Annotated in this window: 26 protein-coding genes; 9 read left to right on the top strand and 17 right to left on the bottom strand. The window is 67.6% G+C overall.

The window, feature by feature from the left end:
• Positions 1-254: 254 nt before the first annotated feature.
• Complete coding sequence (locus DW2_RS10680) at positions 255-620, bottom strand: SUF system Fe-S cluster assembly protein (RefSeq protein ID WP_038146200.1); 366 nt, start codon at positions 618-620, stop codon at positions 255-257.
• Positions 621-753: 133 nt separating this feature from the next.
• Between DW2_RS10680 and prfA the strand changes: the two genes are divergently transcribed.
• The 3 genes from prfA to DW2_RS10665 all read left to right on the top strand — a co-directional run bounded on the left by prfA (position 754) and on the right by DW2_RS10665 (position 3,573).
• Complete coding sequence (gene prfA, locus DW2_RS10675) at positions 754-1,809, top strand: peptide chain release factor 1 (protein ID WP_038146316.1); 1,056 nt, start codon at positions 754-756, stop codon at positions 1,807-1,809.
• Entirely contained in the window at positions 1,806-2,663 is an 858-nt protein-coding gene (prmC, locus tag DW2_RS10670; RefSeq protein WP_038146199.1) for a peptide chain release factor N(5)-glutamine methyltransferase, read from the top strand. The genes prfA and prmC overlap by 4 nt, the downstream gene beginning before the upstream one ends.
• Positions 2,664-2,922: 259 nt before the next feature.
• Complete coding sequence (locus tag DW2_RS10665; RefSeq protein WP_038146198.1) at positions 2,923-3,573, top strand: DUF4167 domain-containing protein; 651 nt, start codon at positions 2,923-2,925, stop codon at positions 3,571-3,573.
• A gap of 60 nt (positions 3,574-3,633) precedes the next feature.
• Here the strand turns inward: DW2_RS10665 and DW2_RS10660 are convergent, their stop codons facing one another.
• From DW2_RS10660 to lptF, 7 genes are all read right to left on the bottom strand, one after another.
• A complete protein-coding gene (locus DW2_RS10660) occupies positions 3,634-4,086 on the bottom strand; it encodes a GNAT family N-acetyltransferase (RefSeq protein WP_038146193.1) in 453 nt (150 codons plus the stop codon).
• Complete coding sequence (gene rsmA, locus DW2_RS10655) at positions 4,083-4,928, bottom strand: 16S rRNA (adenine(1518)-N(6)/adenine(1519)-N(6))-dimethyltransferase RsmA (RefSeq protein ID WP_038146310.1); 846 nt, start codon at positions 4,926-4,928, stop codon at positions 4,083-4,085. Before rsmA ends, DW2_RS10660 begins: the two co-directional genes overlap by 4 nt.
• A gap of 108 nt (positions 4,929-5,036) precedes the next feature.
• A complete protein-coding gene (pdxA, locus tag DW2_RS10650; protein WP_051855891.1) occupies positions 5,037-6,047 on the bottom strand; it encodes a 4-hydroxythreonine-4-phosphate dehydrogenase PdxA in 1,011 nt (336 codons plus the stop codon).
• Positions 6,044-7,276 carry a peptidylprolyl isomerase gene (locus tag DW2_RS10645; RefSeq protein WP_051855888.1) on the bottom strand — a complete coding sequence of 411 codons (1,233 nt, stop codon included), beginning with the start codon at positions 7,274-7,276 and terminating at the stop codon, positions 6,044-6,046. The genes pdxA and DW2_RS10645 overlap by 4 nt, the downstream gene beginning before the upstream one ends.
• A 65-nt stretch (positions 7,277-7,341) precedes the next feature.
• Positions 7,342-9,582 carry an LPS-assembly protein LptD gene (locus DW2_RS10640; RefSeq protein WP_238321310.1) on the bottom strand — a complete coding sequence of 747 codons (2,241 nt, stop codon included), beginning with the start codon at positions 9,580-9,582 and terminating at the stop codon, positions 7,342-7,344.
• A complete protein-coding gene (lptG, locus tag DW2_RS10635; RefSeq protein WP_038146191.1) occupies positions 9,582-10,700 on the bottom strand; it encodes an LPS export ABC transporter permease LptG in 1,119 nt (372 codons plus the stop codon). The genes DW2_RS10640 and lptG overlap by 1 nt, the downstream gene beginning before the upstream one ends.
• A complete protein-coding gene (gene lptF, locus DW2_RS10630) occupies positions 10,697-11,818 on the bottom strand; it encodes an LPS export ABC transporter permease LptF (RefSeq protein WP_038146189.1) in 1,122 nt (373 codons plus the stop codon). The genes lptG and lptF overlap by 4 nt, the downstream gene beginning before the upstream one ends.
• 194 nt (positions 11,819-12,012) lie before the next feature.
• Here lptF and DW2_RS10625 point away from each other — a divergent pair, with 194 nt between their 5' ends.
• Both DW2_RS10625 and DW2_RS10620 read left to right on the top strand, forming a co-directional pair.
• The gene (locus DW2_RS10625) at positions 12,013-13,479 is read left to right on the top strand and encodes a leucyl aminopeptidase (RefSeq protein WP_038146187.1); all 1,467 of its coding nucleotides are present in this window, start codon (positions 12,013-12,015) and stop codon (positions 13,477-13,479) included.
• Between the two features lies 1 nt (position 13,480).
• Complete coding sequence (locus DW2_RS10620) at positions 13,481-13,936, top strand: DNA polymerase III subunit chi (RefSeq protein ID WP_038146185.1); 456 nt, start codon at positions 13,481-13,483, stop codon at positions 13,934-13,936.
• On the opposite strand, the gene DW2_RS10615 is transcribed toward DW2_RS10620, so the two are convergent.
• Positions 13,933-14,754 (bottom strand): MBL fold metallo-hydrolase, encoded by an 822-nt coding sequence (locus DW2_RS10615; RefSeq protein WP_038146184.1) that lies wholly within the window; start codon positions 14,752-14,754, stop codon positions 13,933-13,935. The two genes, DW2_RS10620 and DW2_RS10615, sit on opposite strands and share 4 nt — an antisense overlap.
• Positions 14,755-14,875: 121 nt before the next feature.
• Here DW2_RS10615 and tgt point away from each other — a divergent pair, with 121 nt between their 5' ends.
• Positions 14,876-16,003: a tRNA guanosine(34) transglycosylase Tgt gene (tgt, locus tag DW2_RS10610; RefSeq protein WP_038146183.1), complete on the top strand. Its 1,128-nt coding sequence runs from the start codon at positions 14,876-14,878 to the stop codon at positions 16,001-16,003.
• Positions 16,004-16,007: 4 nt separating this feature from the next.
• Here the strand turns inward: tgt and trhA are convergent, their stop codons facing one another.
• The 7 genes from trhA to cobA all read right to left on the bottom strand — a co-directional run bounded on the left by trhA (position 16,008) and on the right by cobA (position 21,830).
• Complete coding sequence (gene trhA, locus DW2_RS10605) at positions 16,008-16,649, bottom strand: PAQR family membrane homeostasis protein TrhA (protein WP_038146182.1); 642 nt, start codon at positions 16,647-16,649, stop codon at positions 16,008-16,010.
• Between the two features lie 379 nt (positions 16,650-17,028).
• A complete protein-coding gene (locus DW2_RS10600; RefSeq protein WP_038146180.1) occupies positions 17,029-17,847 on the bottom strand; it encodes a ferredoxin--NADP reductase in 819 nt (272 codons plus the stop codon).
• A 144-nt stretch (positions 17,848-17,991) separates the two neighbouring features.
• Entirely contained in the window at positions 17,992-18,363 is a 372-nt protein-coding gene (locus DW2_RS10595) for a DUF934 domain-containing protein (protein ID WP_038146179.1), read from the bottom strand.
• Entirely contained in the window at positions 18,360-19,130 is a 771-nt protein-coding gene (locus tag DW2_RS10590; RefSeq protein ID WP_038146177.1) for a phosphoadenylyl-sulfate reductase, read from the bottom strand. Before DW2_RS10590 ends, DW2_RS10595 begins: the two co-directional genes overlap by 4 nt.
• Positions 19,117-20,784 carry a nitrite/sulfite reductase gene (locus tag DW2_RS10585; protein ID WP_038146174.1) on the bottom strand — a complete coding sequence of 556 codons (1,668 nt, stop codon included), beginning with the start codon at positions 20,782-20,784 and terminating at the stop codon, positions 19,117-19,119. The genes DW2_RS10590 and DW2_RS10585 overlap by 14 nt, the downstream gene beginning before the upstream one ends.
• A gap of 3 nt (positions 20,785-20,787) precedes the next feature.
• The gene (locus DW2_RS10580; RefSeq protein WP_038146172.1) at positions 20,788-21,075 is read right to left on the bottom strand and encodes a DUF2849 domain-containing protein; all 288 of its coding nucleotides are present in this window, start codon (positions 21,073-21,075) and stop codon (positions 20,788-20,790) included.
• A complete protein-coding gene (gene cobA / locus DW2_RS10575) occupies positions 21,072-21,830 on the bottom strand; it encodes a uroporphyrinogen-III C-methyltransferase (RefSeq protein ID WP_038146169.1) in 759 nt (252 codons plus the stop codon). Before cobA ends, DW2_RS10580 begins: the two co-directional genes overlap by 4 nt.
• Positions 21,831-21,971: 141 nt before the next feature.
• On the opposite strand from cobA, the gene DW2_RS10570 reads away from it, so the two are divergent.
• Positions 21,972-22,433, top strand: coding sequence for an Lrp/AsnC family transcriptional regulator (locus tag DW2_RS10570; RefSeq protein WP_038146168.1), 462 nt, complete (start codon positions 21,972-21,974; stop codon positions 22,431-22,433).
• Here DW2_RS10570 and DW2_RS10565 read toward each other — a convergent pair.
• Positions 22,430-23,620: a cytochrome P450 gene (locus DW2_RS10565; protein ID WP_038146167.1), complete on the bottom strand. Its 1,191-nt coding sequence runs from the start codon at positions 23,618-23,620 to the stop codon at positions 22,430-22,432. The two genes, DW2_RS10570 and DW2_RS10565, sit on opposite strands and share 4 nt — an antisense overlap.
• 108 nt (positions 23,621-23,728) lie before the next feature.
• Between DW2_RS10565 and DW2_RS10560 the strand changes: the two genes are divergently transcribed.
• Both DW2_RS10560 and DW2_RS10555 read left to right on the top strand, forming a co-directional pair.
• Entirely contained in the window at positions 23,729-25,480 is a 1,752-nt protein-coding gene (locus DW2_RS10560) for an ATP-binding protein (protein ID WP_038146166.1), read from the top strand.
• On the top strand, positions 25,477-26,709 hold the full coding sequence (locus DW2_RS10555) for a sigma-54-dependent transcriptional regulator (protein ID WP_038146164.1): 1,233 nt from the start codon (positions 25,477-25,479) through the stop codon (positions 26,707-26,709). Before DW2_RS10560 ends, DW2_RS10555 begins: the two co-directional genes overlap by 4 nt.
• Positions 26,710-26,916 lie beyond the last annotated feature (207 nt).

The raw sequence follows: 26,916 nt of genomic DNA, 5'->3' as shown, positions 1-26,916 counted from the left end.
CGACGAGATGGGGCGGGGGGCGGTGCCCGGCAAGCCCGGAGCCGCGCAAGGGGATGTGCGAAAATGCGAAGTCGCGGAAAATACGTCCCTGAGGAAAGAAAAAGAGGGGCGCTGCCCCTCTCTGGCCTGCGGCCATTCACTCCCCGGGATATTTCGGTCAAGAGGAAGGAGGTCCTTGCCCTTCCTCTTGATGAAAATATCCCGGGGGGCTCGCGGCAGGCGAGCGGGGGCAGCGCCCCCTCCGGGCTAGCCGCTCACATGAAGCCCAGTTCCAGACGCGCCTCGTCCGACATCATGTCCATGCCCCATTGCGGGTCGAAGGTCATCTCGACATCCACATCGCGCAGCCCTCCCACGCAGGCCACCGCATCCTGGACCCAGCCGGGCATCTCGCCGGCCACAGGGCAGCCCGGTGCGGTCAGGGTCATGATGATCTTGGCGTCGTTCTCGGGGCTGATCTCGATCGTGTAGACGAGCCCGAGATCGTAGATATTCACCGGAATCTCAGGGTCATAGACCGTCCGGCAGGCCTCAACGACCTTTTCGTAGAGCGGGTGATCGGTCGTCGAGGGCTTGATCAGCGGGGTGCCTTCGAGCGGCTCTTCGGATGTGGGGGTCATTTTGGTCTCTCTCGCGTGGCGCGGATTTGTCGAGCGTTTATATAGGGATTTGCACGGCGCGGGTAAAGGGAGCGCGGAAGCCGTCTACGCTGCCTACTTGACCATGCCCGCGCTTCGCGCCAAACCCGAGCCCATGCTGCCCGAAGAGAAACTCGACCAGATCCTTTCGCGCTTCGAGTTTCTCGAGGCGCAGCTCGCCGCGGGCGCCGAACCGGCGAAGATCGCGCAGATCAGCCGCGAATATTCCGAACTCAAGCCGGTGGTCTCGCAGATCGAGGCCTACCGGCAGGCACGCGCCGATCTGGCCGAGGCCGGGGGCTGGCTCGCCGATCCCGAGATGAAGGACCTGGCCGAGGAGGAGATGCCGCGCCTCAAGGCCCGCATCCCCGAGATGGAACAGGCGCTCCGGCTCGCGCTGCTGCCCAAGGATGCGGCCGATGCGCGCCCTGCGATCCTCGAGATCCGTCCCGGCACGGGCGGCGAGGAAGCGGCGCTCTTCGCGGGCGATCTGCTGCGGATGTATCAGCGCTACGCCGAGAAACGCGGCTGGCAGTTCGAGCTGATGGAGCTGAGCGAGACCGAGCTCGGCGGCGTCAAGGAGGCGGTCGCGCGGATCGAGGGGGAGGGCGTCTTCGCCCGGCTCAAATACGAAAGTGGCGTCCACCGGGTCCAGCGCGTGCCCGAAACCGAAGCCGGCGGGCGCATCCACACCTCGGCCGCGACGGTGGCGGTGCTGCCCGAGGCCGAGGCGGTCGATATCGATATCCCCGCCACCGAGATCCGCATCGACACGATGCGCGCCTCCGGCGCGGGCGGGCAGCATGTCAACACGACCGATTCCGCCGTTCGCATCACCCATATCCCGACCGGGATCGTCGTGACCTCCTCGGAGAAATCCCAGCACCAGAACCGCGCCAACGCGATGGCGGTGCTGCGGGCCCGGCTCTACGAGATCGAGCGCGACCGCGCGGCCTCCGAACGCGCCGAGACCCGCAAGAGCCAGGTCGGCTCGGGAGACCGGTCCGAGCGCATCCGCACCTATAATTTCCCGCAAGGCCGTCTGACCGATCACCGGATCAACTTGACGATCTACGCTCTCTCGCAGGCGATGGAGGGCGAGCTCGACGAGGTGATCGACGCGCTCATCGCCGACGATCAGGCGGCCAAGCTCGCGGAGATGGAAGGGTGAGGGCGCAAGACGCGCTGGTGGCCGCGACGCGCCGCTTGCGCGCGGCGGGGATCGAGAATGCCGCGGGCGACGCGCGGCGGCTGCTGGCCCATGCGCTCGCGATCGCGCCCGACCGGCTCACCCTGGCGCTGCACGACCCGATGCCCGAGGGCGCCGATGCGCGGCTCGAGGCGGCGCTGAGCGCCCGCGAAGCGCGCCAGCCCGTCGCGCAGATCACCGGCAAGCGGCTGTTCTGGGGCCATGCCTTCCGGGTCACCCGCGACACGCTCGATCCGCGCCCCGAAACCGAGATCCTCGTCGAGACCGCGCTGGAACATCCCTTCGTTCATGCGCTCGATCTCGGAACGGGCACCGGTTGCATCCTGATCTCGCTGCTCAAATCCATGCCCTTCGCGGCCGGTCTGGGCACCGATCTTTCGCCCGGCGCGCTCGAGGTCGCACGGGGAAATGCGCAAGCGCTCGGCGTGGCGGATCGGGCGAAGTTCCTCCGCTCCGACTGGTTCGCGGAGGTGCCGGGGCGGTTCGACCTGATCGTGTCCAACCCGCCCTATATCGCCGAGGCCGAGATGGAGGGGCTCTCGCCCGATGTGCGCGACTGGGAGCCGCACGGCGCGCTGACCCCCGGCGGAGACGGGCTCGACGCCTATCGCGCGATCGCGAAAGGGGCACCCGCCCGGCTGATGGCGGGCGGGCGGATCGTGCTCGAGATCGGGCCGACCCAGGCTGCCGCCGTCACGGAGCTGCTCGCCGCCCAGGGGTTCGAGGCGATCGAGACCCGTCAGGACCTGGATGGGCGCGACCGCGTCATCCTGGCGCGCAAGCCCCGCGATCCCGCCGAGTGCGGCGCTCTCTGAGCACAAAACCGCGCAAAAAATCGTGGAAAATCCGGGTAATCGTGCATTTGCGGCATTTTCCGACTTGAAAGCCTCTGCCGCACATGTTTAGTCAAGCTTGTGCGAGGCGGACTACATCCCCCGCACGGCTCAGCTTCACAGCGCGGGTGATGGAACCGGACCGGGCAGGTTTGCTCAGGGGACATCCGCACCCGCAAGGCCAGTCCTTTTCGGCCAGATCCAAAGCAGCCCGCCATGTCGGGCCAGAAAAACGAAAGCCATGAGATCTTCGAAATCCCGTTCGCGCAATAAGTCGAACCGTCAACGGTCGATGGGCAACATCGTCAACCGGGTCTTTGACAGCTCCGGTCCCGAAGGCAAAGTGCGTGGTACGCCGCAGCAAATCATCGACAAGTATCTTGCGCTCGCTCGCGACGCGCAGCTCTCCAACGACCGTGTGGCCGAGCAGAACTTCCTCCAGCATGCCGAGCATTACACGCGCCTGCTGGGCGAGGCGCAGCGTGAACAGGCGCGCGAGCAGGAAGCCCGCAGCCGTCAGCGCGAACAAAGCCAGCAAGGCCAGAACCCCGGACAGGGCAGTGGCGGCGGTCAGGGCGGGCAGGGCCAGGACGGCCAGCGCGGCGGCGACGACCGTTCGCAGGATCGCTCCCAGGACCGGTCGCAGGATGGCGGCAAGACCGAGGAAAGCAGCTCGATGATGCCCCCCATGCCGCCGGTTGGCGATGAGGGCGACGGCTCGAGCCTCGTCGACACACCCGAGAGCCGGTCGCAATCCGATGCGGCGCCCAAGGAAGAGAAGGCCGAAAAGCCCAAGCGGGCGCGCGCTCCGCGCAAGCCCCGGGCACCGAAGGCGGCCAAGAAGGGCGATGAGACCCCGGCCGAGCCGGCGGCGGAGACCCCTTCCGAATAAGCCTTTCCGCATCCCGCAGATCGAGCGCCTGCCGCGGTTCCGCCCGGCAGGCGCTTTGCGTCAGGCCAGCCGTTTTCGCAAGAAGATGCGGTCATAGCCCTTGTGCCAGCGCCGCTCGACCGTAACGAAGCCGTGCTGCCGGTAGAAAGCCTGCGCCGCGCGCATCGCCGCATTGGTATGGAGCTGCAAAGCCTCGGCAGATCGCTCCCGCGCGCGCGTCTCGGCGAAGGCAAGAAGCTGGCCGCCGAGCCCCTGGGCCTGACGCGCGGGATCGACCGCGAGCACGTCGATCTCCCAGAAAGATCCGAGATCGCGCGTGACCATCACCGCGGCGATCTTTCCATCGGCCTCGGCCACATATAGGTGACCCGCCGACAAGGCGGCGGCATAATCGTGATCCATCGGCGCGGGGCGCCGCCCGATCTCGGCGACGTAGCGGGCAAAACCCGCCTCGACCAGCGCCTGCACGGCAGACAGGTCGCCGCGGCGGGCCGGACGGATCGTCGCGCTCATTCCTGCCCGTCGACGATCCGCGCGAGGCGGCAGAATTGCTCGAGCGTGACCCGCTCGGCCCGCTCCGTCGGCGCGATGCCCGCGGCGTCCAACTTGGCCTCGATATCGGGCGCGACACCCTTGAGCGAGGCCCGCAGCATCTTGCGGCGCTGGTTGAACCCGGCCGCGACGATGCGGCTGAGCGTCGCGGCCTTGGCCGGGTAGCGGGGCTCGGGCAGGGCGCGCAGATGCACCACCGCCGAATGGACCTTCGGGGCGGGGGTGAAGGCCTCGGGCGGCAGGCTCATCACGATCTTCGCCTCCGCGCGCCACTGCGCGAGGATGGCGAGGCGGCCGTAATGCTTGGACCCGGGCTGGGCCACGATCCGCTCGGCCACCTCGCGCTGGAACATCAGCGTCAGGCTGTCCCAGAAGGGCGGCCAGTCCTTGGGCGTGAGCCAGCGCACCAGAAGCTCGGTGCCCACGTTATAGGGCAGGTTCGCGGCCACCTTGATCGGCGGCGTGAGATGCGCGAGCGGGTCGACCTCGAGCGCGTCGCCATTGATCACCTCGAGCCGGCCCGGATAGGCCGCCGCGATCTCGGCCAGCGCGGGCAGGCAGCGGCTGTCCTTCTCGATCGCGAGAACCTTGCGCGCGCCCTCGGCCAGAAGCCCGCGCGTGAGCCCGCCGGGGCCGGGCCCGATCTCGAGCACATCCGCCCCGCTCAGATCGCCCGCCGAGCGCGCGATTTTCGCCGTCAGGTTCAGATCGAGCAGAAAGTTCTGCCCGAGGCTCTTCTTGGCCACGAGATCATGAGTGCGCAAAACCTCGCGCAGCGGCGGCAATCCGTCGATCGTGGCCATCATTCGGCTCCTGCTTCACCTGGTGGAAAATACCCCCCGCGGAGCGGATATCGGCACGATCGGGAGCCTCCGGCGGGGGTATTTGGGTCTAGGTGAAGATGCATGGGCTCACGCTCCGCGCGCGGCGCCCATGCGGGCGGCCATCTCGAGCGCGGCAATCAGGGAGGCGGGATTGGCGCGGCCCTGTCCCGCGATGTCGTAGGCGGTGCCGTGATCGGGCGAGGTGCGCACGAAAGGCAGGCCCAGCGTGACATTCACCCCGCCATCGAAATCGAGGGTCTTGATCGGGATCAGCGCCTGGTCGTGATAGGCGCAGATCGCCGCATCATAGCCGGCACGCGCGCGCGCATGGAAAAGCGTATCGGCGGGCAGGGGGCCCGCGAGCGCGTAGCCTTCGGCGCGCAGACCGGCCACCGTGTCGGCGATCCAGTCGGTCTCTTCCGCGCCCATCGCGCCACCTTCCCCCGCATGGGGATTGAGACCCGCCACGGCGATGCGCGGCGTCTCGAAGCCGAAATCGCGCCGCAGCCCCTCGGCGGTGATCCGCACGGTGTCGCACAACAGCTGCGGCGTGAAGGCCTCGGGCACGTCGCGCAGAGCGATATGGATCGTGGCCGGCACCACCCGCAGCGGCGGATCGCTGCGCGAGGAGGCGAGCATCATCACCACCCGTTCGACGCCCGCGAGATGGGCGAGAAACTCGGTATGGCCGGGAAAGGCGAAACCGGCCCCGTCCTTGAGCGCTTTCTTGTTGATCGGTGCGGTGGCGAGCGCCGAGCCTTCGCCGCGCATCACCAGATCGACACCTTTCGCGATCACGTCGATCACCGCCTTGGCATTGGCTGGATCGGGCGCGCCGGGCGTGGCCGCGGCGGGAAAGGGATGGGCCATCACCGGCAGTCCCGCATCCGCGTGGCGCAGCGCGTCCGAGGCGCGGTCGATCTCGCGGATCTTGCTGCCGCGCGGCAGATGCGCGGGGTCGCCGATCCAGACGAAGGGCAGGCGCGCGCCGAAATGCTCCCAGGCGCGCACCGCGAGCTCGGGCCCGATGCCCGAGGGATCGCCGCAGCTCAGGATGACCGGGCGCTCGGTGAGAGGCTTGGGCGCAGGCGAGTTCATTTCCGCACGATCACCGCTTCGGCCTCGAGATCGGCGAGATAGCCCTTCGCGAAGCCTTCGAGCGCCTTGTTCTCGAGCGCCGCGCGCACCTGATCGCGCCCCGGAGGGGTGGAATCGGGCCCGCTCGCGACCTGACGGTCGCAAAGCATCACCAGAACGTCCTGCCCGCCGCGCGGCATCACTTCGCTCTCGCCCGGATCGAGATGGGCGAGCGCGAGGCCGTCCACCGCGGGGATTTGCGACTGCGCGACCTGCTCATGGGAGACGAGCGCGGAGGCGGGCATCCCCTTCGCGACGGTGTAGAGCTGGTTGCAGCTGCGCACGTCACGCGCGACGCGCGCCGCAAGACGCCGGGCCTGCTCGCTGCCGCTCTGGCCGAGCGCGAAGGTCATGTAGCTGAGATCGGTCGGGCCCGAGCTGGGCGCGCCATCGCCGATCGCGCGCAGCATGAAGACCGCGACGGCCCCCTTGAGCGAGATCGGCTGGGTCGCCGTACCGGGCTTGAGCCCGAGGATCTGGCCACGCAGTTGCGGCGGGAGTTTCTCGATCGGCATCCAGTCCAGCCGGCCGCCGCGCCCGGCGGACGGGGTGGCGGAATACTGACGGGCGAGGGCTGCGAAGGCGCCTTCACCACGCGCGGCCGAAAGCTGTCGCGCGGCCGCCATCGCCTCGCCCTCGCGTCCGGGCGGGGCAGGGATGATCGCCTCGGAGATCAGCACGCGCACGCCCTTCCCGGTCTGCGATTCCGGCCGCATCGCGCGGTCGATATCGGCTTTCGAGATGTTGACCCGGGGGCCGAAGCGGGCGCGCACCACTTCGCGCCAGACCACCCCGGCCTTGACGAAATCGCGGAATGTGTTCGGGTCGACGCCGTTCTGGGTGAGTGCCTTGGTGAACTCCTCGGCGCTCATATTGGCGCGACCGGCGAATTCCTCCATGCCCTTCTGGACGCCCTGATCGTCGATCTGGAGCCCGATCTGCTTGCCGGCCCAGATCCGCAGGCGGTCCTGGATCAGAGCCTCCTCCGCATCCTTGCGGGTGGTGCCGGCGGAATTGAGCAGCTCCATGAAGCGCTGGCGCTGGCTGATCTCGTAATCGGTGACGCCCATGCCGTTGACCGTGACGACCGGGGCGAAGCTGCCGCCTGCCTGCGCGAGCGCGGGGCGCGGGGCGAAAGGCAAGGTCAGCACCAAGGCCAGAAGGGTGAGCAGTCGGGTCATCATCGTCATCGCGTGCCTGTCCGTTTCGTCTCGTTCATTCACGGCCTGCCGGGCCTCTGGTTTCCGGTTCCGTCTCAGCTTCCGCACATCCGGCGGACGGGTTCGCCTCCGCCGGCGCCGAACCCGACAAGCTGGACCGAAAATCCGAAATTCGTCTCGGGCGTTACACTAGTGGAGGAAGTGAAGCGGCGCGAGAGGGAAAGATCAACCGCCACGCATTCGTTGGTGTAGCGCAGTCCGATCTCCGCGCGCGCCGCGCGTTGGGCGGTGAAGTCGTAGCGCGAGCTGAACGTGCCCGACCAGCCGTTCCCCAGGGTCCAGCCCGTGTCGAGCAGAAGCTCGGACATATCGGTGTCGCGCATCTCGGCGGGATTCGCCTCGAGCCAGAGATAGCCCGTGGAGACATCGTAGCGCTTGCCCGACCACGACAGCCGCAATTCGTCGCGCGAGATCGAGAAACCGTCATCGAAAAGCGCCCGGTTCGACAGCGTGAGCCCCCGCACGGTGGCGACATGGGTCGAGAGGAGCCAGTCGGAGCGCAGCCCCGAGAGCCCGGTGCCCGGCGTGAACTGGTTCAGGTCGCGCTGGCGGAAGATCCGGCCTGCCGCGACGCCCAGCGACCAGCCCGAATTGTCGTAGCGCGTGAAGCTGAGACCGAGATTGGCGCGCAGTCCGGTCTCGCGCGCATCCTCGCCGGGATAGCGGGAGAGCGAGAAGAGGTTGCCCTCGTCGAATTCGGGCAGCTGGCTGTCCTCGTTGGGTGAACGCGAGAGCCGATCGGGCGCCCAGACGATCTGCGCCACCGGTTCGATGACGTAAGCCGCGCGCCCGCTCGTCTTGACCCAGGGCCAGCGCAGTTCGGTCGCAAGCGTCGGCTGGCCGCGCAGCACGGTCTTCGAATAGGACGGATCCTGCTGGGTCTCGATGACGTCAGCGGCGAACCTGGCCTCGATCGAGCCTAGGATGCCCGCGCTCAGAAGCCAGTTGCGCCGCCAGTCGGCGCTGAGCGAGCCGCGCACCATGTCGCGCCCGTCAGGCACCCCGTCGCCATCGCCGTCGAGCGTCGAAGTCGAGGCGCGCCGTGTGGCGAGCATCGAATACCGGATGCTGGCCTCGCCGCCGAGCACGTTCGGGCGGAAGCTGCGCACCCATTCGCCCATCCCCGACAGCATCGGCTGGGTGGTGTTGCTCTCGTCGGGACGGATCGAATGGGTGTTCCCGACCCGTGTCCAGATCAGCTCGTTGCGCCGGACCCGTTCGACATTCACCCCCGACCAGAGGCGGTCCTCGCCCGAGACCCCGTAATTGAGCAGGTAGGAATCGTCACTCACCATGCGCAGCTGAGCGGTGAGCTTGAACGCATCGGGCAGCCGGGCCTCGAGTTCGCCGAAGAGATAGCCGCGGGTCTTGTTCGCGATGATGTCGTCGCGGCTGAGCGCCCCCGACCACTCCATCTTGCCCCAGTCGAAGGCCTGTCGGTAGCGCGCCTCGAGCGTCCGGGTGCGCGACGCGGCGATATAGGGCGTGACGGTGAGGTCGCGGCTCGGGCCGAGCGCGAAGAAATACGGGATCTTGATCCCTGGGCCGAGGCCGGATGTGGTGCGGAAGGACGGCCGCAGGAAGCCCGACATCCGGGTGACCCCCGGCGCGGGCATCCGAAGCCGCGGGAGATAGGCAATCGGCACGCCCATGGCGCGGAACTGCGCGTCGCTGAAGACGATCTGGCGGGTCTCGGCATCGTGCACGACCTGCCGGGCGCGGATCTCCCAGAGCGGTGTCGGGTCGGTGCGGCAGACCTCGCAGGACGAGGCCACGACCTTGTCGAGCACGGTGAATCGGCCGTCGCGACGCTCGATCCGGGCCGCGGCGAGCTGCAATTCGCGCGCCATCACCATCCGCGCGCTCAGCAGGATCCCGTTGCGCAGATCGGAGGAGAGTTCGGCCTGCGAGGCCAGGATCACGACATTGGTGCGCCCCGGCTCCTCGAGCCTGATCGGTCCTTCGAGCGTAAGCTTGTCCGTCTTGCGGTCATAGATCACCCGCGTGGCGGTGAGCCGGCGCGAATGGTAGTAGATCTCGATATTGCCCTCGGCCACCAGCCGGTTGTCGCGCTCGATCGAGACGCGGTCGGCGAGCAGCGTCGCCATCGCCTCCGAGGACGGGGTCGCGCCGGCCTCCGGCGAGGGGCTGGGGGCGGCGGGATCGGTCGTCACCTGCGCGGGCAGGTTGCCGGCGCCCGCAAGCCCGAGCGCGCAAGCCAGCGCGAGCGCGCTTGCCCGTCCCGTCCAAGCGCCAGAGCGAAGCCGCGACCGCATCATCCGTCCTCCCGGTGCAAGAGCCGCGCAAGCGGCAGCAAGAGCCCGATGACCGGCGGCGCCCAGGCCGCGAGCAGGACGGGAATCTCTCCGTTGTCGCCCAGAACTTGCGCGATATTGCGCAGGAAGAACAGCCCCAGCCCGGCGCCGAGCGCAAGCAGGACTTTCAGCCCGGTTCCGCCGGAGCGGGCGGGGTCCATCGTGAAGCTCGCCGCGATCAGCACCATCGCGATCAGCATCACGGGCAGGGCGAGTTCCATATGGAACCAGACGAGGTGGCGGCGCGCCGAGAACCCGGCGCCTTCGAGCGAGGCGATGAAGCTCGGCAATTGCCAGATCGGCACCGCGGAGGGCTTGCCGAAACTGTCGCGGATGCGTGCTTCGGTGAGGTCCGAGGGCAGGGTGAGCTTCGCCTCGGTCTTCGCGTCGCGCTCGGGATTGGTCGAACTTCCGAGCGGCCAGTCCTTGACCCCGCTCAGCCGCCATTCACCGGGCGCGAGCTGCGCGGTGCTCGCATTGATCCGGCGCACCGGGCCGCGCTCGGGATCGAAGATCAGGAAGGTTACGTCGTAAAGCGTGGTCGCATCCGAATTGGCCCGGGCGGCATGGATCACCGCCTGCGCCTGCGCCTGGCCGTTCGCGCCGACGCCCGCGCTCTGGCGCATCCAGACGCCCTCGCGCCCGATCGAGACCGTGGAGCCGCCATCGAGCTTGTAGTGATCGAGCAGCGCGTCATAGCGTTTCGAGGTGGCCGAGACGAGCGGGTTGCCGATGAGCAGCGCCAGAAGCCCGAGGATCAGGGCGACCCCCATCGGCGCGACGAGCATCCGCAGCGCCGAACGGCCCGCCGCGCGGATCACCACCAGTTCGGAGGAACGTGCGAGCGCGATGAAGAGGGCGACCGCGGAGAGCATCACGATCAGGGGAAGGATGTGATAGAGCGTCTCGGGGATCTTGAGCGCGGCCAGCACCCCGATCTGCGCAAGCGAAAGGCCGTCGCCCGCGAAATGACGGATCTCCTCGACGATATCGATCAGGAACAGGATGCCCCAGAAACTGGCCGCGACGATGAGGAAGGATTTCGCGAAGCGCCACGAGAGATAGAGCGCGAGGGTCATGCCGTCTCCTCCCGCACCGCCCGGATGCGGCGTGGCCGCCCCGAGACCCACAACATCACGAGCGCGATCAACCCGCCGCCCACGGCCGGGATGAAGAGCAGCGGCCAGAGCGCAGGATCCGCGCGCGAACTGGTTTCGGCGGCGTTCTGGAGGAACTGGACAAATACCAGCCCGCCGATCGCGAGCGTCATCTGCCGCCACATCCCGAAGCGTGAGAAGGTGCCGATCATCAGCGCCGCGAAGCCGATCAGCGCCGCGGTGGGCGCGAGCAGGGGCAGCGCGATCCGGCTGGCGAGCTCATGCGTGAGACGCGCCCGCGGCTCGCCGCTTTCAGGCAGGGCCGCGCGTGCGGCGACAAGCGCCGGCGTCATCGTCTCGTCAAGGCCCGGCGGGCGTATCGACGTCGTGTGCAGCAGGCTCCCGACATCGTAGGTGAAATTGGCGAACCGCGTGATCGAGAGCCGGCCCGTCGTCTTGCGCAGCGATTGGGCCATGCCGTTGAACATGATGAGCTTCGGCCCGGTTTCCGTGCGCACGATCAGCGCCTTGTCGGCGGTATAGGTCGTTTGCGTGGTGGGAGAGCGGTTATCGGCAAGCAGGACATCGCTCAATTCGCCCAGATCCGAGATCTGCCGGATATAGATCGTGACCCCGGCGGTCGGGTGCTGGAAGCTGCCCTCCCTGAGGAATTGCGCGGTGATGTTCTGCGCGACTTCCTGCTGGCGCTCGGCCAGGCGCGCCTTGGCGGCGGGGACGAGGAAATTCACCAGCACCGCCATCATCACCGACACGATGAGACCGAAGACCAGCACCGGCCGCGCAAGGCGCCAGTTCGAGGTGCCGGTGGCGCGCATCACCACGAGCTCGCTGTCCTGATCGAGGCGGTTGACGGCGTAGATCGTCGCCGCGAAGGCCGCGACGGGCAGCACGATCCGGATCACGTAAGGCAGGGTCAGGGCGGTGAATTCGAGGACCACCGCCGCCGTCTGGCCATCAGAAATCAGGCTGTCGAACATCAGGACAGCCCGGTTCACCCAATAGACAGACACCAGAACGAGCGCGAAAAACCCGAACAGTGTCATGAGTTTGGACAAGATATATCTGTCCAGCCGGGTCACTTGCGCTGTCTTCCCTCCGGGTGTTTTCCCCTCTCTAGCCTGTCGCACGGGGCGAGGAAAGTCCGGCTTTGGGGCGCTTTTCATTTTCCGAGCCCAACGCTAGGCTCGCGCGGAAAGCCGCCAATTCCGGGCCCCGCGCAAGTCGCCGGCACGCAGCCGCGACGTCGCCTCGGGCCCTTTCATCGGAGATATTCATGACCCAACCCGTCGCCATTGCCTTCAAGGAGACCGATCCCGAGGTCTTCGCCACCCAGAGCGGTCGCATCGCGCTCGTCGTCGGGGAGGAGGGCAAGCTCGGCCCCGCGGGACGCAAGCTCGATCGCGCGATGAAGGGGGCACTGAAGCGGGCCGTCGAGTCGGAGCCCTACGGCAAGCTCGGCGCGGGCGAGGCGATGGAGCTCAACTGGCCGGCCGGGATCGCCGCGCAGGCGGTGCAGGTCGTGAAGCTCGACCGCAAGGCCTCCGCGGAAGAGGCGCGCAAGGCCGGGGCCGCGATCGGTGCGAAGCTGGGCAGCGATGGCGTCCTCGTGATCGCGCAGACCCATCCGCGCGCGGCCGATCTGTCGCTCGGGCTCGCCCTGCGCGCCTATCGCTTCGATTACCACTCGGGCGAGAAGGACGCTTTCGGTCCGGTCACCATCATGGTCGCCAAGCCCGAGGAGGTGGCCGCCGAAGCCGCTCCGCATGCGGCGCTGGCCGAGGGCGTGTTCTTCACCCGCGATCTGGTGAACGAGCCTGCCAATATCCTGACGACAGACGATTTCGCCGCGCGCCTCGCCGCGATGCAGGAGCTTGGCCTCGAGGTCGAGATCCTCGAGGAAGCGGATATGAAGAAACTCGGCATGGGCGCGCTTCTGGGGGTGGGGCAGGGCTCCGAGATGCCCTCGAAGCTCGTCGTCATGCAATGGAAAGGCGGCGACAAGGATGACGCGCCTTTCGCGCTCGTCGGCAAGGGCGTCGTCTTCGACAGCGGGGGGATCTCGCTCAAGCCCGGCGCGGGCATGGAAGAGATGACGATGGACATGGGCGGCGCGGGCGTCGTCTCGGGCGTGATGCGCACGCTGGCGCTGCGCAAGGCCAAGGCCAATGTCGTGGGTCTCGTCGGGCTCGTCGAGAACATGCCCGACGGCCGTGCGCAGCGTCCCGGCGATATCGTGACCTCGATGAAGGGGGACACGATCGAGGTGATCAACACCGATGCGGAAGGCCGTCTCGTGCTGGCCGATGTGCTCTGGTACGCGCAGGACCGCTTCAAGCCCAAGGCGATGATCAATCTCGCCACGCTGACCGGGGCGATCATCGTCGCGCTGGGGCACGAGAACGCGGGCGTGTTCTCCAATGACGACAAGTTCGCGGCGGATGTTCTCAAGGCCGCGAAATCGGAAGGCGAGGGGGCGTGGCAGATGCCGCTCCAGCCCGCCTATGACACGCTGATCAAGTCGCGCCTCGCGGATGTGAAGAACGTGGGCGGGCGCTGGGGCGGCTCGATCACCGCCGCCGCCTTTCTCAAGCGTTTCGTCAAGGAAGACGTGCCGTGGTGCCATATCGACATCGCGGGCGTGGCGCTGCCCCCCTCCGAGACGGCGCTTGCGCCGAAAGGCCCGACGGGCTGGGGCGTTCGCATGCTCGACCGGCTGATCCGCGACAAGTTCGAAGGCTGAGATGGGGCAGGTCAATTTCTACCATCTGACCCATTCGAGCCTCGAGGAGGTGCTGACGAACCTGGCCTCGCGCGCGCTCGAACAGGGCTGGAAGGTGGAGTTGCGCGGGACCGACGCCGACCGGCTCGACCGGCTCGATCAGCGGCTCTGGCTGATGGGGGAGGCGAGTTTCCTCCCCCACGGGCTCGCGGGCGGGCCCCATGACGCGCTCCAGCCGATCCTGCTCACGACGATGCCGGCTGCGGATGGGCGGCAGGCGGTGATGGCGGTCGACGGGGCGCAGGTGAGCGCCGAGGAGACCGACGCCCATCACCGGGTCTGGATCCTGTTCGACGGCAACGATCCGCAGGCGGTGCAACACGCGCGCGGCCAGTGGAAGGCGCTGACCGGGGCGGGCGCGAAGGCGATCTACTGGTCCGAAGAGGGCGGTCGCTGGGAGAAGAAGGCGGAGAGCTAGTCCAGAAGCTCGCGTTCCAGCACCACAACCGTCGGCTTGCGCGGCAGGGTCCTCACCGAGACGATAAGATCGCTCGAGAGCGGCCGCTCGATCTCGAAACTGCCCTCCATCCCGTCGAGGAAGCTCTGCAAGGTCGGCTCGCCGAACCAGTGCACCGGGATCACCACCCGCGAGCGCAGCCGGTTGAGAATGCGGATCATCGTCGGCTGATCGACGGTCATCGAGCCGTCCACCGCCGCCATCACCACGTCGAGCCGGCCGAGTGCGGCATATTGCGCGGGGTTCGGTTCATGGTGGAGATGGCCCAGATGGCCGATGCAGAGCCCCGCCACCTCGAAGACGAAGATCGAGTTGCCGTTCTCCTCGACGCCGCCCCAGCTGCGGATATCGGTCGGGACGTTGCGGATCAGCATCTCGCCCAGATCGAGATGGTGGTCGGCCGCGACCCCGAACTGATCCGACCAGCCGCGCAAGGCACGTGTGCCCTCGGGGATCAGATCGCTCATATGGCTCGAATGGGCATGGTTCATCGTCACGATGTCAGGGGCGAAGCGCGACCCGCCCACCCAGCCATTGTAATCGGTGATGACCGAGAGCCCGCCCTCGGTCTCCAGCAGAACCATCGAATGGGCGATGTAGTGCAGCCGCACCGATTGCGCGGGCACCGGCTCGCCCCAGCTCGCCTTCTGGACATATTCGAGCCCCGGCGCCGATTGCGCGATGGCGATGCAGTGGCTGATCGGGCGGCCTTGCGCCTGCGCGGCGAAGGGCAGCAGGCCGACGAGCGAGGCGATCAGGGCGCAAAGCGTGCGAAACATGACGGGGTCTCCCTCACTCAAGCTTAGACGCAGAGGGTGATTCCGGTCCATGGCCTAACACGAGCGAGATGCTTTTCTTTCGGAGCGATCGGGTCTATCAGCCGGGCCGAAGGAGAGCCCGATGACCAGATTCAGCTTCAGCCTCACCGCCACGGATGGGCGCGCGCGTACCGGGACGATCTCGACCCCGCGCGGCGAGATCCGCACGCCGGCCTTCATGCCCGTGGGCACCGCCGCCACCGTCAAGGCGATGATGCCCGAGAGCGTGGCCGCGACGGGCGCCGACATCCTGCTGGGCAATACCTATCACCTGATGCTGCGCCCGGGCGCCGAGCGCGTGGCGCGGCTGGGCGGGCTGCACAAGTTCATGAACTGGCAAAAGCCGATCCTCACCGATTCCGGCGGGTTCCAGGTGATGAGCCTCGCGGGCCTGCGCAAGCTGACCGAGGAGGGCGTGCGCTTTTCCTCGCATGTCGACGGCTCAAAGCACCTGCTCACCCCGGAGCGCTCGATGGAGATCCAGAAGCTGCTGGGCTCGGATATCGTGATGGCCTTCGACGAATGCCCCGCGCTGCCCGCCACCGATGAGGAGGTCGCGAAGTCGATGCGGCTCTCGATGCGATGGGCGCAACGCTCGCGCGACGCGTTCGGCGACCGTCCGGGACATGCGCTTTTCGGCATCCAGCAAGGCGGCGTGACGCGTGAGCTTCGCGAGGAAAGTGCCGAGAAACTCAAGGAAATCGGATTTGAGGGCTATGCGGTCGGCGGTCTCGCCGTGGGCGAGGGACAGGAGGCCATGTTCGGCGTGCTCGATTACGCGCCTGGCATGCTGCCTCAGGACAAGCCGCGCTACCTGATGGGCGTGGGCAAGCCCGACGATATCGTCGGCGCGGTCGAGCGCGGCATCGACATGATGGATTGCGTTCTGCCTTCGCGCTCGGGGCGCACCGGCCAGGCCTGGACCCGGCGCGGGCAGGTCAACATCAAGAATGCCCGCCACCAGGACGACCCGCGCCCGCTCGACGAAAACTGCACCTGCCCGGCCTGCCGCAACTACTCGCGCGCCTATCTGCACCATGTCTACCGCGCGGGCGAGATGATCTCGGGGATGCTGCTGACCTGGCACAACCTGCATTACTATCAGGAACTGATGGCAGGTCTGCGCGCGGCGATCGCCGAGGGCGAGCTTGCGCGCTTCGTGGCCGAGTTCCACGCGATGCGCGACGCGGGCGATATCGAGCCGCTCTAGGGTCTCAGTGGGAGATCACGATCACCGCCGCGTAATGGGTCGCGGCGGCGGCGAGCACATGGACATGCCAGATCGCGCGCGAAAACGGGATGCGGTCGATCTGGTAGAAGATCGTGCCCACCGTATAGGTCACCCCGCCCACGACCAGCAGCACGAGCGCGGGCAGGGGCAGGGCGGAGACCAGCGGCCACACCGCGATCATCCCGAGCCAGCCCATCGCGAGATAGAGCACGAAGCCCAGCCGCTCGGCGCGGTGGAAGAAGCCGAGCTTCATCACGATCCCGATCGTCGCAAGTCCCCAGACCGTCGCGCTCAGCACCCAGCCGGCGGTGCCGCCGAGCCCGATCAGCGCCATCGGCGTGTAGGTGCCCGCGATCAGCAGGTAGATCGCGGCATGATCGAAGCGGCGCAGGATGGCGCGCGTGGGGGCGTGAAGCGTCAGGTTATAGGCCGCCGAGAGCGAGAAGGAGGCGATCAGCCCGACACTGTAGACCGCAAGCGGCCAGATCCGCCCGGGAGGAGCCGCGAGCGAGGCCCAGACGATGAGCGCGCTCACCCCGGCCACGGCGAAGACGACGCCCAGCACATGGACGACGCCATCGGCGACGTGTTCTCGGAAGGAATGGGGCAGCTGGTGGCGGGTCATCTCGGGCTCCTGTGTATTCAGCCAAGATAACAACGAAAGCGGGCGCCCCCAAGCGCTGCGCCCAAATGACGCTGGGGCACGAGGGTCGGAAGCGGGTACGCTGCCCCCTTGCGGCGCGCGCCGCTCACCCCCGGGATATTCGTGCAGATCCGAGATGGAACACCCGGCCACGCCGGGTGCCTACGGCCCTGAGGGTCACCGGCGTCCCCGCCTGTTCCGCAGGATCATCTGCGCCAGATCGACATCGCGAAGGGGCTCCCCCTTCCAAATGCTCCAAATATCCCGGGGGTGAGGCGCGGACGCGCCGAGGGGGCAGCGCCCCCTACTCGGACATTATTTGCCGTCATCGGGCGATCAGGGCAGTGCCCCCTGTCCGCGCTCAGATCCCGTCGCCGACGAAGGCCTTCTCGACGACATATTCGCGTGGCTCTGAATTCGCGCCTTCGCGCAGACCGAAGCCCTCGAGCACCTTCATCACATCCTTGTTGAAGGCGAGCGAGCCGCAGACCATCGCGCGGTCGTGCTCGGCATCCATCGGAGCGATGCCGAGATCCTTGAACACCTTGCCGTTCTCGAGATTGTCGGTGATCCGGCCCATGTGGTGGAATTCCTCGCGGGTCGTGGTCGGGTAGTATTTCAGCTTGCCCTCGACCATCTCGCCGATCAGCGGGTCGTTGACGAGGTCCTCCACCAGCTTGCGGCCATATTCCAGCTCCTCGACGGTCCGGCAGGTATGCATCATCACCACCTCCTCGAACTTGTCATAGGTCTCGGGGTCGCGCATCAGCGAGGCGAAGGGGGCGATGCCGGTGCCGGTCGCGAGGAACCACACCCGCTTGCCGGGCAAGAGCGCATCGAGCACGAGCGTACCCACCGGTTTCGGGCGCAGGATGATCTGGTCTCCGGGCCGGATATGCTGGAGCCGCGAGGTGAGCGGCCCGTCGGGCACCTTGATCGAGTAGAATTCGAGCTCCTCGTCCCAGTTCGGCGAGGCGATCGAATAGGCGCGCAGCAGCGGTTTGCCATTGTCGCCCATCAGCCCGATCATCACGAACTCGCCCGAGCGGAAGCGCAAGCTCTGCGGCCGGCTCACGCGGAAGGAAAACAGCCGGTCGGTCCAATGCGTGACCTCGGTCACGGTCTGGGCGTCGGGAAGGGTCTTTGCCTTGGGGCTCTCGGTCACGACTCTCTCGTTCATCTCTGGGTCCTCGGGCCGGGTGCGGCCGCGTCGCGCAATGGTCCGAACTCGATAGGGGCTCGCCCCGAGGCGGCACCTTGATCTGGCTCAAACCTGCGTTCTCTCGCGGGCGGTTCTAACGGGAAAACGGGGCGGGGGAAAGGCTCAGCCGGCGAGCCGGGCGCGGTAGTCATGCGCGGCCCAGTCGGCGCGGAAGAGCCATTGCGGGCTGGGCTGGCGCGCGGCCATCTCGTCGGGAATCTCGACCTCGTCGAAGCCCACGCGCCGCGCCATCGCATATTGATCGGCGATCAGCGGGCCGGTCGCGCGCAGCCGCCCAGTGAAGCCCATCGCCCGGATGCGCCGCGCCAGCGTGAAGCCGCGCCCGTCGGAAAAGCTCGGGAAGATCACCCGCACCAGCTCCGCGCCCGCGATGAGCGCGGGCAGGTGACCGGCATCGGCCTCGGGGAGGATGTCGAGCGCCTCCCCCGAGAAATCCTCCGGATGGAAGCCGTCGTCACGAACGATCACGCTCATGCCACTTTCTCCTTCTTGTCAGTCTCTTGCGCGGCGTCTTTCACACGGACGGGTTTGCCGCCGATGAAATGGATGCCGCATTCGGACTTGGCCGCGCCGCGCCAGCGGCCCGCGCGCTCGTCTTCGCCCGGCTTGACTGGCGAGGTGCAGGGCGCGCAGCCGATCGAGGGGTAGCCGCGTGCGACCAGCGGGTGCCGGGGCAGCCGGTTCTCGGTGATGTACTCCTGCAGATCGTTCTTGTCCCAGTGGGCGAGCGGGTTGATCTTCATCCGGCCCGCCGTCTCGACCTCGAAGAAATCGAGCACGGCGCGCTCGCCGCCCTGGAAGCGTTTGCGCCCCGTGATCCAGGCGTCATATCCCTCCAACGCGTGCTCGAGCGGGGCGGCCTTGCGCAGCGCACAGCAGGCATCCGCGTCATTTTGATGCAGATGCCCATCGGGGTCCTTGCGGGCGATCTCGGCGTCGGCGGCACGGATCAGCTGCACATTCGTCAAACCCAGGGCGCGCGCGACCTCACGCTGATAGGCGAGCGTCTCGGGAAAGAGCATCCTTGTGTCGATGAACAGGACCGGCGTGCCGGGCGCGATCACCGAGACCATGTGCAACAGCACGACCGATTCCGCCCCGAAGGAGGAGACCAGCGCCACCTCGCCCACCTCCGGATCGCGCAGGGCGCGTTCCATCACCGCGGTCGCGGCATGGTGGCGATAGCGCGCGTTGAGCCCGGCCACGCGGTCGGCAATATCGATCCCGTCACTGAGCGGCATGGCGTTGGGTCTCCTGGTACAGGGCATCCTTGAAGGGCGCGGCGCCGAGCCGGCGGAGCGTGTCGAGGAAGCTCTCCCCGGGCGCGTCGCGCAGCTCGAGATAGGCGCGCAGCAGGCGCTCGATCGCCGGGATCACCTCCGTATAGGCGAAGCCGGGGCCGGCGCGATCGCCGAGCGCCATCGTCTCGCTCGCGTCTCCGCCGAGCGTGATCTGGTAATTCTCCACCCCCGCCCGGTCGAGGCCGAGAATGCCGATATGGCCCAGGTGATGATGGCCGCAGGCATTGATGCAGCCCGAGATCTTGATCTTGAGCGCGCCGATCTCCTCCTCCAGCCCGAGATCGCGGAAATGGGTCGCGATCTGTTGCGCCAGCGGGATAGAGCGTGCCGTGGCGAGCGCACAGTAATCCATGCCGGGGCAGGCGATGATGTCCGAGATCAGCCCGATATTGGCAGTGGCCAGCCCCCCCTTGCGCAAGACCTCGAAAAGCACGGGCAGATCGGCCTTCGCGATATGGGGCAGGACGACATTCTGTTCGTGGCTGATGCGCAGTTCGGCTTGCCCGTAGCGTTCGGCCAGATCGGCGAGCAGGCGCATCTGCGCCGCGCTCGCATCGCCCGGCGGTGCGCCGTGTTCTTTCAGGCTGACCGTGACCACCGCGTAATCGGGGTTGCGATGCGGAGTGACGGAGCGTGCGGCCCAGGCCCGCAGGAGCGGATCGACCGCAAGCGCCCGATCGTAACCGGCACTGTCGCGTGCGGGCAGGACGGGCGGGGCGAATTGCGCCTCGAGTTCAGCGAGGATATCCTGATCCGCACCCTTGAAATCCGCGCGGCGGGCCCGGAACTCGGCCTCGACCAGCTCGGAAAACCGTTCGATCCCAAGCTCATGGACGGTGATCTTGATGCGCGACTTGTACTTGTTGTCGCGCCGTCCGGCGAGGTTCCAGGCCGCCACGACCGCCTCGAGATAAGGCAGCAGATCGCGCGCGGGCAGAAACGCCCGCAACTCGCGCCCGATCATCGGCGTGCGCCCCAGGCCACCGCCCACGAAGACCCGAAACCCGAACTCTCCCTCGCGTTCGACCAGTTGCAGCCCGACGTCGTGAGCGCGGATCGCGGCCCGGTCGGCGCGCGCGCCATTGATCGCGATCTTGAACTTGCGCGGCAGGAACTGGAATTCGGGATGATCGGTGGACCATTGCCGGATCAGCTCGGCGTAAGGTCGGGGATCGGCGATCTCGTCCGCGGCCGCGCCCGCGAAGGCGTCGGTCGTGGTGTTGCGGATCGCATTTCCGCTCGTCTGGATCGCGTGCATCCCCACATCGGCCAGCGCGTCGATCATCTCGGGCACATCGACCAGCCGGGGCCAGTTGAACTGGACGTTCTGCCGGGTGGTGAAATGGCCATAGCCGCGATCCCAGCGTTCGGCGATCATCGCGAGCTGGCGCATCTGCGTGGCCGAGAGCGTGCCATAGGGGATCGCGACGCGCAGCATGTAGGCGTGAAGCTGCAGATAGAGCCCGTTCATCAGGCGCAGCGGTTTGAACTCGTCCTCGGTCAGGCTGCCATCGAGGCGGCGCTGGACCTGGGCGCGAAACTGGGCCGCGCGCGCGCGGATCGCGGCGCGGTCGAACTCGGAGGGTTGGAACATCGCTCAGCTCCCGGGGATCTCGATCGAGGGGCCGGAGGCGCGGAAGGCCTCGCGGAAATGGGCGGGTTCGGGGCCGTTGGGGCCCAGCGTCGCGGGGGCGAGATAGGCTCCCACCACGCGGTCGGTCTGTGCATTGGCGATGCTCAGCCACATCTCGGCGATCACCGGATCGTCGAGATAGGCGGCATCGGAGAGGCGCAGCACCCAGCGGCCCGCATCGTTCATGTAGACCACATGGCCTTCACGCAGGTCGTTGGCGCTGATCACGCCGGGGATGAATTTGCGGCTCATAGCGCGATCTCCTTCAGGCTTTGGCGGGCGTCGCGCGGCGCGAGGCCCAGCAGGATCACGGCGGGGCCCTCGGCCTCTTGCGTGACTTGGGGCAGGGTGGCGAGCGTCGCGGGGCGGATCGTCTGGTCCGGGCGCGAGGCGTTCTCGATCACGGTGGCGGGGGTCTCGGCAGGCGCCCCATGCATCAGCAGGCGGCCCTGAACGAAGCGCGCGGCGCGCTTGCCCATGTAGATCGCGGCCACCGCCCCGGGGCGGGCAAGCGCGGACCAGTCCTGTTCGGCTAGACCCTGCGCGTCATGCCCGGTGATCAGCCGCAATTCGCGGTTGCGTCCGCGTTCGGTCAGGCTTTGTCCGAGGCTGGCCGCGGCGGCGGAAGCGGCAGTGATGCCCGGCAGGACGCGATAGCCGATACCCGCCGCGTCGAGCGCGTCGAGCTCTTCCCCCAGCCGCCCGAAGACCCCCGGATCGCCCGATTTGAGGCGCAAGACGCGGCGGCCTGCGCGCGCATGGGCGATGATCGCGGCGCTGATCTCGTGCTGGGGGCGCGACGGGCCGAAGCCGGTCTTGCCGGTCTCGATTACGACCGCCTGCGGATGCGCGAGGGCGAGGATCTCGGCACTCACCAGCGTATCGTGCAGGATGACCTCGGCCCGCCCCAGCTCGCGCAGCACCGCCACGGTGAGAAGGTCCGGATCGCCCGGACCGGCACCCGCGAGAATGACTTCGCCGATGCGCGTGGTGATCGTGTCCGCCATGTCGCTCTCCTTTCGCCTGTCTTGCGGCTGAATATAGGAAAAAGTTCTGCATATCCGCTAGATATCGGTGCGAATAAGGAATAACGTCCCTCGCGACACGGGGCCGGGAGACATCGGTCCAAATCACAGGGGAGAAGCGGAATGGCGGCACGGATCGACGCGCTGGATCGGAAAATCCTTGCGGAACTGCAGGAGGATGCGAGCCAGTCCCTCGACGAGATCGCGCGCAAGGTGGGCTCGTCGAAGACCCCGGTCTGGAACCGGATTCGCAAGCTGCGGGAGGCCGGCGTGATCGGGAAGCAGACGGCGATCCTCGATCCCGAAGCGCTCGGGTTCGACGCGTGTTTCTTCGTGCTGATCCGCACCTCCGAACACGAGGCCGAATGGCAGGAGAAATTCCTGGCGACCCTGCGTGCGCGGCCCGAAGTGCTCGAGGCGCACCGGCTCGCAGGCGATATCGACTACATCCTCAAGGTCCGGGTCGAGAATGCGCGTGCCTATGACCGCTTCTACCAGGCGCTGATCTCGGAGGTGAAGATCCACAACGTCACCGCGCTCCTCTCGATGGAAGAACTGAAATCGACGACGGCCCTGCCGCTCTAGCGCTTCGAATAGGTCACATCGAGCCGCCCGAGCCCGTGGAAATGGTAGAGATCGGCATAGAGGGGGCGGTGCGGCAGATCGAGCCCGCAGAGGCGTTCGACCAGGATCGGGATCGCCACGCTCAATTCCAGTCGCGCAAGCGGCGCGCCGATGCAGAAATGCGTCCCCGCCCCGAAGGCGAAATTCGTCCGCACCGGGCGCGAAGGGGCGAAGACGCCCGGATCTTCCCAGGCCGAGGGATCACGGCTCGCCCCCGCCAGCAGCAACCCGATCTGGGTGCCTTTCTCGATCACCTGGCCCTGGAACTCGACATCCTCGTAGAGCCAGCGCGTGAAGAGATGGAGCGGCGGATCGAAGCGCAGCAGCTCCTCGACGGTCCCGGCCAGCCGTTCGGGCGCGAGCCAATGCGGGGAGACCTCCTGTTCGATCAGGGTCTTCACCGCGTTTCCGAGCGTATGCACCGTGGCTTCGTGCCCGGCATTCATCAGCAGAATGACGGTGGAGATCAGCTCCTCGCGGGTGAGGTTCTCGCCGGCTTCCTCGACCTTGATCAGCTCCGAGATCAGATCGGGACCCGGGGCCGCGCGCCGCGTCTCGATCAGTGCCTCGAGATAGGCCGAGAATTCGGCCGCGGCGTGCGCAGCCTCCCGTTCATGCCCCTCGTCGCGGCGCGCCTGATACATCTGCACCATCGCATGCGACCAGGCGAGAAGCTGCGGGGCGTCGATCTCGGGCACGCCGAGCATCCGCGCGATCACGATGACGGGCAGGGGCTGGGCGAAATTGACCAGCAGATCGCATCCGTCCTCCGGCATCGCGTCGATCAGGCGATGGACCAGCGCGGCGATCTCCGCCTCCATCGCGGCGACCCTGCCGGAGGTGAAGGCCTTCGCGACGAGCCTGCGCAGCCGGGCATGGCGCGGACCCTCGAGTTCGAGCATCGAATGCCGTTCGACCGCGTAGAAGGGCTCGAGATGCGGCGGGACCTCCAATTGGAATTCGGGCGGTGCCTCGCGGCCGAGCCGGCGGTCGCGCAGCGCCGCGGCGGTGATCGTGGCGCGGGCAGTGACGGGCAGGCCGTATTCCCCCCATTCGGCAAAGGGGCCGGCTTGTCGAACGCGGTCATAGAAGGGATAGGGATTTTGCACGAAGGCGGGATCAAGCGGGGATTGGAACAGGGCTTTCATACGCGCTCCGGTTTTGCGGTGTTCAGTTGGCCCGAAGGAATTGCATTATGCAAGTCCCGGTTGCATTGATACGCACTTCGCCGCAGGAAGGGATCAGGAGGATCGTCGATGCTGGGCCGGGTCGCAGTGTTGCTCATCTGGATCGCGCTGACACTGGCCGCCTCGATCGGGGTCTGGCGTGTCTCCGCGCGCGACGGGCTTGACCGGATCGCGGCGCAGGGGGCATCGGACCTTCGGCTCGCGTCCGATCGTCTGGTTGCGGCCCTCCTTCAGTTCCGCGAGGTGGCGGTGCTCGCGGCCGACCATCCCGATGTAGTGGCCTTGGCGGAAAGTTTTGCCTCCGAAGGGCGCGCGAGCGGCGCTTGGCGTGATGCCGCGGTCAGCCTGACGCTGCAACGTCTCGCCGATCATGCGGGCGCGCGCGATGTCTGGCTGATCGCTCCCGGTGGCGCCGTTCTCGCCGGGCCGGAAGGCGCACCCGCGCGCTTGCCGATGAGCCGCGCGCTCGGTCGGGCTGCGCAGGGGGCGACGGGCTTCGATCATTTCGTCGACCCGGCGACCGGTGGACGGCTGTTCAGCTTCGCCGCACCGGTCTTTTCTCGCGCGGGCGGCGTGGTGGGGATCGTGCTGCTGCGCCTGGCGGCCTCCGACGTGGAGGCCGAGGGGCGCGGCAACCCGGTGCCGGTCTGGTTCACCGATGCCGACGGGGTGAGTTTTCTCGCCAACCGTTCGGATCTGGTGCTGCTGAGCACCGAGGGCGCGCAGCCCGATCCGGCGATCTATCCGGCCGGATCGGTGAGCCACGGGCTGCGATTGCGCAGCCATGATCTGGCCGGCCAGAAACTGGTGGCCGGGACGGGCTCGCTCGGCGGTCTCGGCCTCGAGGTCTCGCGCGACCTGCCGGTGATCGAGATGCAGGGCCATGCGCTGGCCTCCGCCGCCCCCGTCCTGCGCTCGGCCCGGCTCGCCGCGCTCTCGACCGCGGCGGGGTTTCTCGCCATGGGGGCGGTGCTTTTCGCGCTGTGGGAGCGAAGGCGTGCGCTTGCCGTGGCCAATGCGGTGCTCGAGGCGCGGGTGACGGCGCGCACCGCCGAACTCAGCGCGGCGAACGAGGAACTCCGGCGGGCGCAGGCCGAACTGGTGCAGGCGGGCAAGCTCTCGGCGCTCGGGCAGATGTCGGCGGGGATCAGTCACGAACTCAACCAGCCGCTGATGGCGATTTCCTCCTATGCGGAGAATGCGGAGCTGCTGCTCGAACGCGGTCGCGCGCAGGAGGCGGGCGAGACGCTGGGCAAGATCGGGGCGATGGCGCGTCGGATGGGGCGCATCATCCGCAACCTGCGTGCCTTCGCGCGGCAGGAGAGCGAGCCCGCGACGCGGGTCGGACTTGCCGCGGTGGTCGAGAGCGCGCTCGAGATGCTCGACCAGCGGCTCGAGCGCGCGGGGGTGACGGTCGACTGGCGGCGTCCCGATTTCCCCGCGATCGTGATGGGCGGCGAGGTTCGGCTGAGCCAGGTCGTGATCAACCTGATCTCGAACGCGATCGACGCGATGGAGGGACAGCCCGAACGGCGCCTGACGGTGCGCATCGCGCGCGAGGACGACATCGTCCGGCTCACGCTGCGCGACACGGGCCCCGGGATCGCCGATCCAGAGCGCATCTTCGATCCGTTCTACTCGACCAAGGAGGCGGGCTCCTCCGAGGGGCTTGGCCTCGGCCTGTCGATCTCCTATGGGCTCGTGCAGGGCTTCGGCGGCAATCTGCGGGGCGAGAACGACCCGCGGGGCGGCGCGGTCTTCACCGTGGAGCTGCGCGAGGCCAAGGAACGTGAGGTCATGGAAGGCGAGGTCATCGCATGATGCGCCGGGTTCTCTTTGTCGATGACGATCGGGCGGTGCGCGAGGCGCTCGGGCAGACGCTGGAGCTGGCGGGGCTGAAGCCCACGCTCGCGAGCAGCTATATCGAGGCCAAGGATCATATCTCGACCGATTTCGACGGGGTCGTGGTGACCGATATCAGGATGCCGGGCAAGGACGGTTTCGCGCTGCTCGATCTGGTGCAGAAGGCCGATCCGGAGCTTCCCGTGGTTCTGCTAACAGGCGAGGCAGATGTGCCGATGGCGGTGCGCGCGATGGCGCGCGGGGCTTTCGACTTTCTCGAAAAACCGTGTTCCGGGAAAGATTTGCTGGCCGTTGTTGAGAAAGCGCTCGAAACCCGTGCGCGGGTGATGGAGGCGCGGTTCTCGCGCGCGGCGGGCAAGCGCGGCGATGCGGCGGCGCGGATGCTTGTGGGCGAGTCCCCGGTGGCGGAGGCGCTGCGCGAGGGGGCGCGCAAGGCCGCGCGCTCGGGGGCGGAGGTGCTGATCACCGGCGCGCCGGGGGCGGGCAATTCCAAGCTCGCCGAGGTGATCCACCTTCTGTCCACCAACGCGCGGCGGCCCTTCGTGAAACTCGCCGCGGCCGGGCTCGGGGTCGAGGCGCTGGAGGCGGGGTTTGCCCAAGCCGAAGGCGGCACGCTCTATCTCGACGAGGTGGCGGACCTGCCGCGGCCTGCCCAGTTCGCCTTGATCGAGCTTCTCGAAACCCGCCCCGCGACGCGTCTGATCGCGGGCACCTATCGCGATCTTCCCGGCGAGGCGCGGGCAGGGCGCTTCCATCCCGATCTCTACTGGCGGCTCGAGGCGCTGAGGCTGCGCATCCCCTCGCTTTCCGAGCGGCCCGAGGATATCCCCGCGCTCTTTCGCCATTATGTCGCGATCGCCTGCGAACAGTCGAATCGACCCATGCCCGAGATCCCGCCCGAATTGACCGCCCAGCTGATGGCGCGCGACTGGCCCGGCAATGCGCGGGCACTGATGTCCGAGGCGATGCGCTTCGCGATGGGGCTCGACGGGGCGCAGGCCAGCCCGGCGGCGGAAATCGGGTTGGCCGGGCGCATGGCGGCGGTGGAGCGCTCGCTTCTGGCCGAGGCGCTGGAACAGGCGGGCGGCAGCGCGACGGAGGCGGCGGCGGCGCTCAAGCTGCCGCGCAAGACTTTCTACGACAAACTCGCGCGGCACGGGCTCAAGCCCGAGGACTTCCGAAAATAGGCGCGCACCAAGGGCGTCGGGCGCAACCCGCATCAAGGCGAAAAATCGCACGCGCTTCGTCGAGACTGTGCGGAATTTCGCACGCGCTGAAATGCGCGGCCCTCAACTTCGTGGCGCAAGGGATTGAGAAAACTACGGAAATATTGGTTGTAACGGGATCTTCACGAACCTGTTGAAAAGCCTCCGCCCAGTGCCTCTTCTGTCGAG

The organism is Thioclava atlantica (assembly GCF_000737065.1).
Taxonomy (GTDB): Bacteria; Pseudomonadota; Alphaproteobacteria; order Rhodobacterales; family Rhodobacteraceae; genus Thioclava; species Thioclava atlantica.
This window is presented reverse-complemented; position numbering and strand designations above follow the sequence as displayed.

Excerpts from the sequence above, each read along its gene's own strand:
- DW2_RS10680 (WP_038146200.1), bottom strand. The coding sequence starts at position 620 with ATGACCCCCACATCCGAAGAGCCGCTCGAAGGCACCCCGCTGATCAAG.
- DW2_RS10600 (WP_038146180.1), bottom strand. The coding sequence starts at position 17,847 with ATGAACGAGAGAGTCGTGACCGAGAGCCCCAAGGCAAAGACCCTTCCC.
- rsmA (WP_038146310.1), bottom strand. The coding sequence starts at position 4,928 with ATGGCCACGATCGACGGATTGCCGCCGCTGCGCGAGGTTTTGCGCACT.
- DW2_RS10665 (WP_038146198.1), top strand. The coding sequence starts at position 2,923 with ATGAGATCTTCGAAATCCCGTTCGCGCAATAAGTCGAACCGTCAACGG.
- DW2_RS10555 (WP_038146164.1), top strand. The coding sequence starts at position 25,477 with ATGATGCGCCGGGTTCTCTTTGTCGATGACGATCGGGCGGTGCGCGAG.
- DW2_RS10640 (WP_238321310.1), bottom strand. The coding sequence starts at position 9,582 with ATGCGGTCGCGGCTTCGCTCTGGCGCTTGGACGGGACGGGCAAGCGCG.
- DW2_RS10645 (WP_051855888.1), bottom strand. The coding sequence starts at position 7,276 with ATGACGATGATGACCCGACTGCTCACCCTTCTGGCCTTGGTGCTGACC.
- DW2_RS10580 (WP_038146172.1), bottom strand. The coding sequence starts at position 21,075 with ATGAGCCGCAAATTCATCCCCGGCGTGATCAGCGCCAACGACCTGCGT.
- DW2_RS10570 (WP_038146168.1), top strand. The coding sequence starts at position 21,972 with ATGGCGGCACGGATCGACGCGCTGGATCGGAAAATCCTTGCGGAACTG.
- DW2_RS10590 (WP_038146177.1), bottom strand. The coding sequence starts at position 19,130 with ATGCCGCTCAGTGACGGGATCGATATTGCCGACCGCGTGGCCGGGCTC.
- prfA (WP_038146316.1), top strand. The coding sequence starts at position 754 with ATGCTGCCCGAAGAGAAACTCGACCAGATCCTTTCGCGCTTCGAGTTT.
- DW2_RS10620 (WP_038146185.1), top strand. The coding sequence starts at position 13,481 with ATGGGGCAGGTCAATTTCTACCATCTGACCCATTCGAGCCTCGAGGAG.
- DW2_RS10560 (WP_038146166.1), top strand. The coding sequence starts at position 23,729 with ATGCTGGGCCGGGTCGCAGTGTTGCTCATCTGGATCGCGCTGACACTG.
- DW2_RS10615 (WP_038146184.1), bottom strand. The coding sequence starts at position 14,754 with ATGTTTCGCACGCTTTGCGCCCTGATCGCCTCGCTCGTCGGCCTGCTG.
- DW2_RS10660 (WP_038146193.1), bottom strand. The coding sequence starts at position 4,086 with ATGAGCGCGACGATCCGTCCGGCCCGCCGCGGCGACCTGTCTGCCGTG.
- tgt (WP_038146183.1), top strand. The coding sequence starts at position 14,876 with ATGACCAGATTCAGCTTCAGCCTCACCGCCACGGATGGGCGCGCGCGT.
- DW2_RS10565 (WP_038146167.1), bottom strand. The coding sequence starts at position 23,620 with ATGAAAGCCCTGTTCCAATCCCCGCTTGATCCCGCCTTCGTGCAAAAT.
- lptG (WP_038146191.1), bottom strand. The coding sequence starts at position 10,700 with ATGACCCTCGCGCTCTATCTCTCGTGGCGCTTCGCGAAATCCTTCCTC.
- DW2_RS10595 (WP_038146179.1), bottom strand. The coding sequence starts at position 18,363 with ATGAGCGTGATCGTTCGTGACGACGGCTTCCATCCGGAGGATTTCTCG.
- pdxA (WP_051855891.1), bottom strand. The coding sequence starts at position 6,047 with ATGAACTCGCCTGCGCCCAAGCCTCTCACCGAGCGCCCGGTCATCCTG.
- DW2_RS10585 (WP_038146174.1), bottom strand. The coding sequence starts at position 20,784 with ATGTTCCAACCCTCCGAGTTCGACCGCGCCGCGATCCGCGCGCGCGCG.
- trhA (WP_038146182.1), bottom strand. The coding sequence starts at position 16,649 with ATGACCCGCCACCAGCTGCCCCATTCCTTCCGAGAACACGTCGCCGAT.
- DW2_RS10625 (WP_038146187.1), top strand. The coding sequence starts at position 12,013 with ATGACCCAACCCGTCGCCATTGCCTTCAAGGAGACCGATCCCGAGGTC.
- cobA (WP_038146169.1), bottom strand. The coding sequence starts at position 21,830 with ATGGCGGACACGATCACCACGCGCATCGGCGAAGTCATTCTCGCGGGT.